Source organism: Vagococcus sp. 211 (assembly GCF_056322705.1).
Genome location: NZ_CM150475.1, coordinates 112283 through 124399 on the forward strand (window position 1 = coordinate 112283; position 12117 = coordinate 124399).

Genomic DNA, 12117 nt, shown 5'->3' on the forward strand with positions numbered 1-12117 from the left:
GGGAAATGAAGGATGAAGTACAAAAAACTAGTTAGTGCAGTTGCATTAGGTGCAGCGGTAACAGTAGGTCTAGCGGCTTGCGGCGGGAACAAAGACGGTAAAAAATCAGGTGGAAAAGAAACAACAACAGAAGATGTTTCTAACTTCCCAATCAAAACATCGAATGAAGGCAAGGCAGAAGACGGTGGAATTCTTGAAGCTGCTGTTGTTATGGACACGCAATTCCAAGGGTTATTCTCAGAAACATTCTACGAAAATAACTTTGATATGCAATTCATGCAACCATCTCACGAATCTTTATTCTTAAGTGACTCTAACTTCGAAACAACAGAAGACGGTGTTGCTAAGAAAGATATTGATGTTAAGAAAAAAACAATTACATTAACATTAACAAAAGATGCTAAATGGTCTGACGGCGAACCAGTTATCGCAGAAGATATGATCCAACCCTATTTAATTATTGGTCATAAAGACTATGCGGGTGTACGTTACGGTAGTGATTTCCAAAATATCGTAGGTATGGATGAGTACCACGATGGTAAAGCAGACGACATTTCAGGTATTAAGAAAATTGATGATAAATCAATTGAAATTACTTACAAAGAAATGAACCCAGGTATGAAACAAACAAGTGAAACAGTTTGGGCTTCTGCAATGCCTTCACATATCTTTAAAGATATTCCGGTTAAAGGAATGGAATCAAGCGATGCTGTACGTAAAAACATCGTAACATTTGGTCCTTACAAAATGGCTAAAATTACACAAGGTGAATCTGTAGAATTTGTTCCTAACGAATTTTATTATGGAGAAAAACCAAAATTAGAAAAAATCGTTATGCGAGTAGCACCATCTAACTCAATTATCGAAGCTTTAAAATCTAAAAAATATGACATGGTCTTCAGTATGCCTACTGATAACTATCCAAACTACAAAGACGTAGAAGGATATGAATTATTAGGACGTCAAGACTTAGCTTATACTTACATTGGTTTCAAATTAGGTAAATGGGATGAAGAAAAAGGTGCCGTTGCTTACAACCCAGAAGCTAAAATGGCAGACAAATCATTGCGTCAAGCGATGGCTTACTCTGTAGATAACCAAGCAGTAGCTGACAAGTTCTACCATGGCTTACGCCAATCAGCTAACACATTAGTTCCACCAATTTTCTCTGACTTTAGTGATAAAGACCTACCAGGTTACGCTAAACAAGACGTTGAAAAAGCAAACAAATTACTAGATGACGCTGGATACGAATGGAAAGAAGGCGAAGATTTCCGTACAGATAAAGACGGAAATAAATTAGAAATTAAATTTGCTTCAATGGCAGGTGGAGAAACAGCTCAACCTCTAGCAGAATACTATGTAGATTGCTGGAAAGAAATTGGGTTAGATGTTAAATTAGCAACAGGTCGTTTAATTGAGTTCAACTCATTCTACGATAAACTTAAAAACGATGATCCAGAAGTTGATGTATACCAAGCAGCTTGGGGCGTAAGTTCTGACCCATCACAATCAGGTTTATATGGACCAGAAGCAATGTTTAACTACACTCGTTTCGAGTCAGAAGAACATACTAAGTTATTAAATGAAATCGATTCTGAAAAAGCATTCGATTCTAAATACCGTGCAGACAAATTTAAAGAATGGCAAGAATACGCAAGTGAAGAAGCTTTTGTCTTCCCAACATTGTTTAGAGATGCTGTATTACCAGTTAGCGACCGTGTATCAGACTTTGACTGGGGCTACGATGTAACATCAAACCCTTGGGCAACAGTTGGTTTAACGAAAGAAGCTAAATAATTATGAGACTATCAATTTAAGAGGGAACTCTTAAATTGATAGTTTTTGTTTTAAATACAGAAGAAACAACGTATAATAGAATAATATAGGTATGAAAGGTAGTGTATGAGTAGTGAAAGAAAAACTTATTAAATTAATTGAAAATGAGTATCACGTTGTGTTTAAAGATGTTAGTTTGCTTGAGCAGGCATTTACCCATTCATCCTATGTGAATGAGCATCGACACTTAGCGTTAACAGATAATGAGCGATTAGAATTTTTAGGTGATGCTGTGCTTGAATTGATTGTATCCGAATATTTATACAATCATTTTACAGACATGCCTGAAGGTAAATTAACGAAATTACGTGCGACGATTGTTAGAGAAGACAGTCTAGCTATGTTTGCTAAAGAGTGTCAATTTGATCAATTTGTTAGATTGGGTAAAGGAGAAGAAAACTCAAAAGGCCGAGAACGTTCTTCTTTATTATGTGATTTGTTTGAAGCATTTTTAGGTTCACTTTATATGGATCAAGGATTCAAACAAGCCGAAAAATTTATCTACCAAGTTGTGGTTCCAAAAATTGAGTCAGGTGCTTTTTCACATGAGATGGATCACAAAACAGCGTTACAAGAAGAGTTACAAAAAAATGGGGACATTGCCATTGAGTATCAATTAATAAGAGAAGAAGGACCAGCTCACGAACGTGTCTTCTTTGTTGAGGTATCAGGTGGGGGCGAACTTTTAGGAGAAGGCTTTGGGAAGTCTAAAAAAGTCGCTGAGCAAAAAGCAGCAGAAGTGGCTTTAAACAAATTACGCAGTAGCGGTAAGTAGTGGGAAGGAGTTGCAACTTCTTTGTTTTTAAAACGATTAGAAGTCTCAGGATTTAAATCATTCGCTGATAAAACAGTGATTGATTTTAATTCTGGTTTAACAGCCGTTGTCGGACCAAATGGTAGCGGTAAAAGTAATATAACGGAAGCAATCAGATGGGTACTAGGAGAGCAGTCAGCAAAAAGTTTACGTGGAGGCACCATGCCAGACGTCATTTTTGCTGGCTCTTCTTCACGTTCCCCTTTAAATATTGCAGAGGTCACCCTAGTTCTAGATAATGAGGACATGTTTTTACCTGTAGAGTACAGTGAAGTTAGTGTGACACGTCGATTAACACACAGTGGTGATAGTGATTTTTTCATTAACAAGCAAGCGTGTCGGTTAAAAGACATTATTAATTTATTTATGGATTCTGGGCTTGGTAGAGAGTCGTTTTCGATTATTTCCCAAGGGAAGGTTGAAGAGATTTTTAATAGTAAACCTGAAGCCCGACGAGGCATCTTTGAGGAAGCGGCTGGAGTATTAAAGTATAAGACGAGAAAAAAAGAAGCCGAAAAAAGGTTAAGTGAAACAGAAGACAATTTAAGTCGATTACAAGATATTATTTATGAACTGGAGAATCAATTAGAACCACTATCAAACCAGAGTCGTACGGCTAAAGAATATCTAGCTTTAAAAGAAGAACTAACAGAAGTAGACGTCTTAGTGACGATCTCTGATATGGAGCAACATAAAAAAGAATGGTTAACTAGTAAGGCAACTTACGAAGAGATAGCTCAAATAGTTGAAACCAATCAAAAAGAATACGAACAATTTGAGGAGCGTTTAAGAACAGGGAAACAAGAACGCAGGATATTGGATGAACAATTAGAAAAATATCAGCAAGAACTCTTATTATTGACACAAAAAAAAGAACAATTAGAAGGTCAAAAAAGAGTATTAGATGAAAGAAAACGTCACTCTCATGAGAATCAAGACAGTCATTCCGAGGCCATGAAAGAGTGTGCTGATAAAATTCAAGGGTGTCAGGCTGAAATTAGTAAGTTAGAGAATGCGATAGCCGATTTTAAAGGGCAAATAGCACAGCAACAAAAGGCCCAAAAAGTGCTAGAAAAAGACATCGCCCGATACAGTAAATCTGCTAAGATTCAATTAGAAGAGTTGCGCAGTGATTATGTGGAAGTCATGCAGCAACAAACGAATGTGAATAATGATTTAAAGCATTTAGAAAGACGTTACCAACAAGAGCAAGCAAGAAGTAATAAAGAGTTAACAGGATACGATGCTTTAACTTTAGAAAAAACAGAAGTCTCTCGTGAATTAGAGAAAGTGACAAAAGCGTGCGAGACTCAAGAGCGTTCGGTTAAAGAACTAGTGACAGAATACCAAGAACAAAGTAAGGCCAGTGAGAGTTTGAAACAACGTATTGGTGCGAATGAGATTCAAATGTACGAAGCATTAAAAATCTTACAACAAGCCCAAGCAAGACAAAAAAGTTTACAGGAATTACAAGATAATTATTCAGGCTATTACCGAGGGGTTAAGGCTGTTTTGAAAGAGAAAAACAAATTGCCTGGGATTGTGGGTGCGGTAGCAGAATTAATTACTGTCCCGAGTGACATGAATGTGGCGATTGAAACGGCTTTAGGAGCTGCCTCGCAACATATTATCGTGACCGATGAAAGCAGTGCTCGTTCTGGTATACAGTTTTTAAAACAACAGCGTGTGGGGCGTGCAACGTTCTTACCCTTAACAACGATTAAACCGAGAAAGTTAACCGCAGACACGATAAAGAAAGTGACTACTTTTGATGGTTTTGTGGGGATTGCGAGTGAGCTTGTGACTTACCCAGAAAATATCACTTCTGTTATCCAAAATATATTAGGTTTGACCATTGTGGCAAAAGATTTACAAACGGCTAACCGACTAGCGAAAGAGTTGCGTTATCAATATAGAATCGTTTCGTTAGAAGGAGATGTTATGAATCCTGGTGGTTCAATGACAGGTGGGGCAAGCAAACAAGGCCAAAGCAACCCGCTGTTTTCTCAAACGAAAGAGTTAAACCAGTTAGTGACACAAATTGGTCAAATGGAGGTATTATATAAAAGCAAAGAAGCTGAAGTGAGCGCATTGAAAGAAGCGCTACAAAAGCTAGAAGTAAGATTGATTGATTTACGTAAAAAAGGGGAAGAGTCACGACTCCATGAACAAACATTAAAAAATCAATCGGAACGTCTTGTTCAGCGTTTAGAACAATTAGAAAAAGAACTCAAAGCGTTTGAGTATGAAGCCAATGAATTGAAACGATTTATGGAAGACTACGAAGAAGAAAAAGAACAGCTCTTAGAAGCAGAAAAAGCATTGAAGCTCAAGCGTTCTAAGTTAGATGACTTGATGAGTCGAACAGACCAGCTTGAAGAAGAGAACGCGCAACGAAGAGAGCAACTTCAAACAGAATGGAACCAACGTCATTCTGATTTAGCGGTACTAGTTACCAAACTAGAACAAGGAACGCAACGTTTAGCTGAAAAGAAAGAGTTGTTAGAAGAGTTAGACATCACACGACAAGGCTTGATGGTGAGGCTGGATTCTGAATCCAGTCAGAGTTTAAGTCATCTTGAATCCGCGGAGTCGCTCTTAAAAGAAGTGACACGTGTGGATGATGAAAAAGCCAAGTTAGAAGAAAACATGGCAGAGAAACGCCAGAAAAAAGAAGCTCTGGCTCTTGTGTTATCTGACTTAGAAGCTCATGTGGCCGCACTGACTAAAGATATCCAAGAGCAGTTAGATCTTAGAACCAAAGCAGAAGTGGCGAAAAACAGAACGGAAATGGCTTTGGATGCGAGTCTGACCTACCTTCAAGAAGAGTATCGCTTAACTTATGAGGGAGCGAAAGCAACCTATGAAAGTCAAGTTGATTTGGTAGATGGTAAGAGACAGATTCAGGACTTGAAACAACGGATTCAGAACTTAGGAGCGATTAGTTTACAGTCCATTGAGCAGCATGATGAAGTGAGAGAACGCTATGACTTCTTAGCGGGACAACAGGAAGATTTAATTACAGCAAAAGAAGAGCTATTTGAAACCATGAATGACATGGACGAGTTGGTCATTAAAAAATTCCATGAAGTATTTTGTGATATTAGAGAAGAGTTTCGAGTGGTGTTTCCTAACATGTTTGGTGGCGGTCATGCGGACTTAGTTTTAACAGACCCAAGTGATTTGTTGCATACAGGGATTGATATCGTCGCACAACCCCCTGGTAAAAAATTACAAAATTTAAGTTTATTATCAGGTGGAGAACGGGCGTTGACTGCTATTGCATTACTGTTTGCGATTATTCAAGCGCGACCTGTTCCGTTTTGTATTCTAGATGAGGTAGAAGCGGCTTTAGATGATGCCAATGTGACTCGTTTTGGTCAGTACTTGCGTAACTTTGGTGATGACATTCAGTTTATTGTTATCACTCATAGAAAAGGCACCATGGAAGCAGCTAACGTGTTGTATGGCGTGACCATGCAAGAATCAGGAGTATCGAAAATAGTGAGTGTTCACTTAGAAGAAATAGAGAAGCAAGTGGCGATGACGCCAGATGTAGGAGGGGAAGTCAATGATTAAACTTGTAGCGATTGATTTAGATGGTACCTTATTGAAGGACGATAAAACAATTAGCGATCGCAATAAAGAGGTGCTGCAACAAGCCAAAGCAGAAGGGGTTAAAATAGTATTATGTACGGGACGTCCTTTAGTGGCTATCGAGTCTTATTTAGACCGACTCGAATTGAGAGATGCTGGAGATTATAGCATTACTTTCAATGGGAGTGCGGTTCAAAAAAATGATACTGGAGAAGAATTAGTGTCCCACTCATTTGGGTTACAGGATGTACAGCGTGTTGCATCTGTGATGGCACAACTGAATTTACCTCTAGATGTTATTTCGGTAGATACTTGTATTCATTTAACAACGGCACCAGAGTATCCATCCATCTATCAAAGCATTAATCCAGTATTGAAGTATGAGACGAAAAAGGTATCAGACTTAACCGACGATATTATTTTTAATAAGATGGTCGTTGCTATTGAACCAGCTTACTTAGATGAACAGTTGAAGCAATTACCTCAGGAATTACATGAATCATTTAATATCATGAAATCAAGAGATTGTTTACTTGAAATCATTCATCCAGAAGGAAGTAAAGCTAATGGTATCGCCTTATTAGGAGAACAGTTAGGCATTACAGCTGATGAGGTTATGGCCCTTGGGGATGAGGAAAATGATGTATCCATGATAGAATATGCAGGTATGGGAGTCGTTATGGAAAATGGCAATCCAAGTCTAAAAGAAATCGCACAGTATGTTACTAAGTCTAACGAAGAGGATGGGGTAGCCCATGCTGTTGAAAAATTTGTATTAAACAAGGAGGGATAACATGGGATTTTTTGATAAAATAAAAAAAGCCGTCTTAGGCGATAAGGCGGTTGAAAAAGAAGAACCCGTTGTAGCGTTACCAGAAGAGGAAACATCACAACCGGAGCTTGATGCATCCGCAAGTGAGATGCAAACGCCTGTTGAAGTAGAAGTTGAGAGAGAAGAAACCCTAGAAAAAGAAGAACCTAGAGTGGAACCTATGACAACAAGTAAAGAAGTAGAGATAGTACCTGAGGTTGAAAAGGAAGCCGTTGTGGACGTTGTACCAGAACCAGAACCAAAACCAGAACTAAAACCAGAACCAAAGGTAGAACTAAAACCAGAACCAAAGGTAGAAGTAGTTAAAGAAGAAACAACCTTAGAAAAATACGATAAAGGGCTAGCGAAATCTAGACGTACTTTTGGTCAATACATGAACGACTTGTTTACTAATTTCCGTATGGTAGATGATGAGTTTTTTGAAGAATTAGAGGAATCTTTGATTGCTGCAGATGTTGGTTTTGAGACGGCTATGCGTATTTCAGATGAGTTACAAGAAGAAGTAAAAACACGTAATGTGAAGCGTCAATCAGACGTCCAACAGGCGATTGTTGAAAAATTAGTTCAGATTTATGAAGAAGAAGGAATCGAAGAAAATAACGAGTTAAACGTTCAAACTGATGGACCAACCATTATGTTGTTTGTTGGGGTTAATGGTGTGGGTAAAACCACAAGTATCGGTAAACTGGCTCATACTTATAAACAGCAAGGGAAAAAAGTATTACTGGCAGCTGCAGATACGTTTAGAGCAGGAGCAATCGATCAATTGGTTGTTTGGGGAGAGCGTGCTGGAGTAGATGTGGTGAAACATAAACCCGGAAGTGATCCAGCAGCGGTTGTATTCGACGCAGTGGAAAAAACGAAAAAAGAAGGCTATGATATTTTACTGGTCGATACAGCGGGTCGTTTACAAAACAAAGTGAACTTAATGAAAGAATTAGAAAAAATGAAACGAGTGATTGAAAAAGAATACCCTTCAGCTCCCCATGAAGTACTACTTGTTGTGGACGCGACAACCGGTCAAAATGCGTTGAACCAAGCAAAACAATTCAAAGATACAACGAATGTGACAGGGATTATTTTGTCTAAATTAGACGGAACAGCCAAAGGTGGTATCGTGTTAGCTATTCGTAATGAGTTACACTTACCTGTGAAATTAGTCGGGCTAGGTGAACGTATCACTGATTTACAACCCTTTGATCCAAACCAATTTGTTTATGGTTTGTTCAAAGATGTGATTGAGATGTACGAAGATTAAAATCAACCAGGGATGAAAATCTCTGGTTTTTTTACGTGGTTTAAACGGTTTCTGATTGATTTTGACCGTTTATGATGTTAATATGGTGTTAGGAGAGGATAAGTATGTTAACTGAAGAAAGACAGCGCTTGATTATCGAGCGTATAAATGAACAAGATATCATCAAATCGAGAGACTTGATGGAACAGTTAGATGTCTCTGAATCTACGATAAGACGGGATTTAAAAGAGATGGAAGAGGCTGGGTTGTTGAAGAGGGTTCATGGTGGCGCTAAGCGGATAATGAAATTAGAAGTGGAAGCTACGATGATGGAGAAAACGTTCATAAACGTCCAAGAGAAAAAGAAAATAGCTGAATATGCGGCGTCTTTGGTGAAGGATGGGGATTTTATTTATCTTGATGCCGGGACGACAACTTATGAGATGTTATCATTTTTGAAGGGCAAAGAGATCCATGTTATTACTAATTCGGTATACCACGCATCAACGGCGATTGATTACGGTATTCCAGTGATTAGTATCGGGGGCACCATTAGGGATAAGACAAAAGCTGCTGTAGGACAGGTGAGTATTGAACAACTCAAACAACATTATTTTGACAAAGCCTTTATGGGAGTCAATGGCATACACTTAGCTTATGGTTATACCACAGCGAATACAGAAGAAGCGGCGACTAAAACCGTTGCTATGGAACAAGCGCAATCAGTCTTTATGTTAACAGACCATTCCAAGTTCAGTAAGATTAATTTTGCTAAGATAGCTGATATCTCAGCAGCAACGATTATTACGAATCGATTATCAGCAGATATTTTACAAAAAATAACAGAAGCGACAACAGTCAAGGAGGTTTATTAATATGATTTATACTGTGACACTTAATCCAGCCATTGATCACGTTATCCGAGTTCCTGAATTAGAACTTGGGGCATTGAACAAAATAAAAGAAGAGTACAAATTCCCTGGGGGAAAGGGAATTAATGTGTCTCGTATTCTTAAGAAACTAGACCAAGAAAGTATTAATTTAGGGTTCATTGGCGGACGTAATGGGGAGTTTATCAATGAGGTACTGACACAAGAAGGTCTAGGAACAGAATTTGTTGTGGTTTCTGAAGAAACAAGAACAAATATCAAATTGAAAAGTACCACAGAAACAGAAATTAATGGTTTAGGACCAGTCATTAAAGAGGAAGAGTTGGCTGCATTAAAAGAGCAGTTGAGCCAATTGACCAAAGAAGACTTAGTTGTTTTTTCAGGAAGCATCCCACAAGGTCTTGGGGAAGACATTTATGTGGCGTTAGTGACTTTGGTTCAAGAAGCAGACGTGCCTTTTATTATGGATATTAGTAGTGATACGCTATTGACTATCTTGCCATTAGGGCCAGAATTAATTAAGCCGAATCATCATGAGCTAGCAGATATTTTTGGTGTCACGTTTGATACCTTAGAAGACATGTTGCCTTATGGAAAGAAATTATTAGATAAAGGGGCTAAAAACGTGCTCGTTTCTATGGGGAAAGATGGCGCAGTATTGTTTACAGCCGACAAGACATACCATGCACCAGGGATTAAGGGTGAATTAATCAACTCTGTGGGAGCAGGAGATTCTATGGTAGGCGGTTTTGTCAGCCAATACGCACAAGACAAAGATATTGTCACAGCATTTAAATACGGGGTAGCATCTGGAAGTGCTACAGCCTTTAGTCAAGATTTAGCTACAAGAGAAGACATACTTGCTTTAGTTGATGCTGTTACTATTGTTGAATTATAAAAATCAGGAGGAATTATAATGAAAATTGTTGATTTATTATCACCAGAGTGTATGATTTTAGACCTAAAAGCGACTGAGAAAAAAGCAGCTATTTCAGAAATGGTGAATCAGTTAAAAGCATCGGGACGTATTAGCGACCAAGAAGTATTCGAATCTGGTATTTTAGCAAGAGAAGCACAAACGACAACTGGTTTAGGTGATGGGATCGCCATGCCTCATGCTAAAAACAGTGCAGTGCTACAACCAACCGTTTTATTTGCTAAAAGTAACGTAGGAGTTGACTATGAAGCGTTAGACGGTCAACCAACACAGTTGTTCTTTATGATTGCTGCTCCAGAAGGTGCCAATGATACTCATTTACAAGCTCTAGCAAGTTTATCACGTTTATTATTGAATCCTGATTTAATTCAAACGTTGAAACAAGCGACAACACCGGAAGAAGTCATGAGGTTATTTAAGGATGCAGAAGTCGCTTATGAAGCAAAAGAAGCTGCAGAAGCGAAAATGGAAGCCAATAAAGTAGAGGAGCAAGTGACGTCAACTCGTCCTTATGTGATTGCAGTGACGGCATGCCCAACTGGTATCGCTCATACATATATGGCAGAAGATGCACTAAAAAACAAAGCAGAAGAGATGGGTGTCGACATTAAGGTTGAAACCAATGGTTCTGATGGGGTTAAACATCGTTTGACAGCAGAAGACATTAGCCGCGCTGTCGGAGTCATTGTTGCAGCAGATAAAAATGTTGAGATGGCTCGTTTTGATGGGAAACATCTTGTGAACCGTCCGGTGAGTGATGGTATTAAAAAGACAGAAGAATTAATCCAATTAGCATTGGATCAAAAAGCACCTATCTATCACAGTAACGGTTCAAATGACACGGAGGATTCTGGGGAGTCTAGTACAGGTAGTGTAGGGTCTCAAATTTACAAACATTTAATGAATGGTGTTAGCCACATGTTGCCATTTGTTATTGGTGGCGGAATCATGATTGCTTTGGCCTTCATGATTGACCAAATGATAGGGGTTCCTCAAGATCAATTAGCTAGCTTAGGTTCATACAATCAGGTAGCAGCTTACTTTAAAGAAATCGGTGGCACAGCCTTTGGGTTCATGTTACCTATCTTAGCTGGTTTTATTGCTTCAAGTATTGCCGAAAGACCAGGATTGATTGTTGGTTTCGCCGCTGGTGCTATGGCCTCAACAGGTATCGCTTTAGGTAACTTAGATAATCCAGTGTCTTCAGGATTCTTAGGTGCTTTAGTAGGCGGTTTCTTAGCGGGTTATGTTATTGTCTTCTTGAAAAAAATCTTAAAAGGCCTACCAAAATCTTTAGATGGTATTAAAACCATTTTATTCTTGCCAGTATTTGGTTTACTTATCACAGGCTTTTTAATGTTATTAGTTAACATTCCAATGGCAGCGATTAATACAGGGTTAAATGATTTTCTGACGAATTTATCAGGAGGTAACGCAGCACTTTTAGGGGCGTTATTAGCAGGAATGATGGCTATCGATTTAGGTGGACCAATTAATAAAGCAGCTTATGTCTTTGGGACCGGAACACTAGCAAGTACCGTAGCAACTGGTGGTAGTCCAATGATGGCAGCTATCATGGCAGGTGGTATGGTTCCGCCATTAGCGATAGCTATTGCAACAATGTTATTTAAAGATAAGTTTTCCAAAAAAGAACAAGAATCTGGCTTAACTAACTTAATCATGGGATTCTCGTTTATTACGGAAGGTGCGATTCCTTTTGCTGCATCAGATCCACTAAGAATGATTCCAAGTTTTGTTGTCGGTTCGGCATTAACGGGAGCACTTGTCGGTGGAGCGGGCATTAAATTAATGGCGCCACATGGTGGTATTTTCGTTATCATGTTAGTATCTAAACCATTCCTTTACCTATTATTCATTTTGATTGGTTCAGTAGTAAGTGCCTTAGTCTTAGGTTTTTTAAAAACAACGAATAAATAATGTGTTACATAATAAAAGCACGCTAATCCTTTG

At 38.6% G+C, this 12117-nt stretch carries 8 protein-coding genes; all 8 read left to right on the forward strand.

All coding sequences use genetic code 11. The annotated features are described in order from the left end of the window. Positions 1–12: 12 nt before the first annotated feature. The 8 genes from ACVWM0_RS00650 to ACVWM0_RS00685 all read left to right on the forward strand — a co-directional run bounded on the left by ACVWM0_RS00650 (position 13) and on the right by ACVWM0_RS00685 (position 12084). Entirely contained in the window at positions 13–1800 is a 1788-nt protein-coding gene (locus ACVWM0_RS00650) for an oligopeptide ABC transporter substrate-binding protein (RefSeq protein WP_476472726.1), read from the forward strand. Between the two features lie 112 nt (positions 1801–1912). Then, entirely contained in the window at positions 1913–2614 is a 702-nt protein-coding gene (rnc, locus tag ACVWM0_RS00655; protein WP_476472727.1) for a ribonuclease III, read from the forward strand. Between the two features lie 21 nt (positions 2615–2635). After that, positions 2636–6232: a chromosome segregation protein SMC gene (smc, locus tag ACVWM0_RS00660; RefSeq protein ID WP_476472728.1), complete on the forward strand. Its 3597-nt coding sequence runs from the start codon at positions 2636–2638 to the stop codon at positions 6230–6232. Continuing rightward, positions 6225–7043 (forward strand): Cof-type HAD-IIB family hydrolase, encoded by an 819-nt coding sequence (locus ACVWM0_RS00665; protein ID WP_476472729.1) that lies wholly within the window; start codon positions 6225–6227, stop codon positions 7041–7043. The genes smc and ACVWM0_RS00665 overlap by 8 nt, the downstream gene beginning before the upstream one ends. 1 nt (position 7044) lies before the next feature. Next, complete coding sequence (ftsY, locus tag ACVWM0_RS00670) at positions 7045–8340, forward strand: signal recognition particle-docking protein FtsY (RefSeq protein WP_476472730.1); 1296 nt, start codon at positions 7045–7047, stop codon at positions 8338–8340. Between the two features lie 104 nt (positions 8341–8444). Beyond that, positions 8445–9194 (forward strand): DeoR/GlpR family DNA-binding transcription regulator, encoded by a 750-nt coding sequence (locus ACVWM0_RS00675; RefSeq protein ID WP_476472731.1) that lies wholly within the window; start codon positions 8445–8447, stop codon positions 9192–9194. 1 nt (position 9195) lies between these two features. Further along, on the forward strand, positions 9196–10107 hold the full coding sequence (gene pfkB, locus ACVWM0_RS00680) for a 1-phosphofructokinase (protein ID WP_476472732.1): 912 nt from the start codon (positions 9196–9198) through the stop codon (positions 10105–10107). A gap of 18 nt (positions 10108–10125) precedes the next feature. After that, positions 10126–12084, forward strand: coding sequence for a PTS fructose transporter subunit IIABC (locus ACVWM0_RS00685; RefSeq protein ID WP_476472733.1), 1959 nt, complete (start codon positions 10126–10128; stop codon positions 12082–12084). Positions 12085–12117 lie beyond the last annotated feature (33 nt).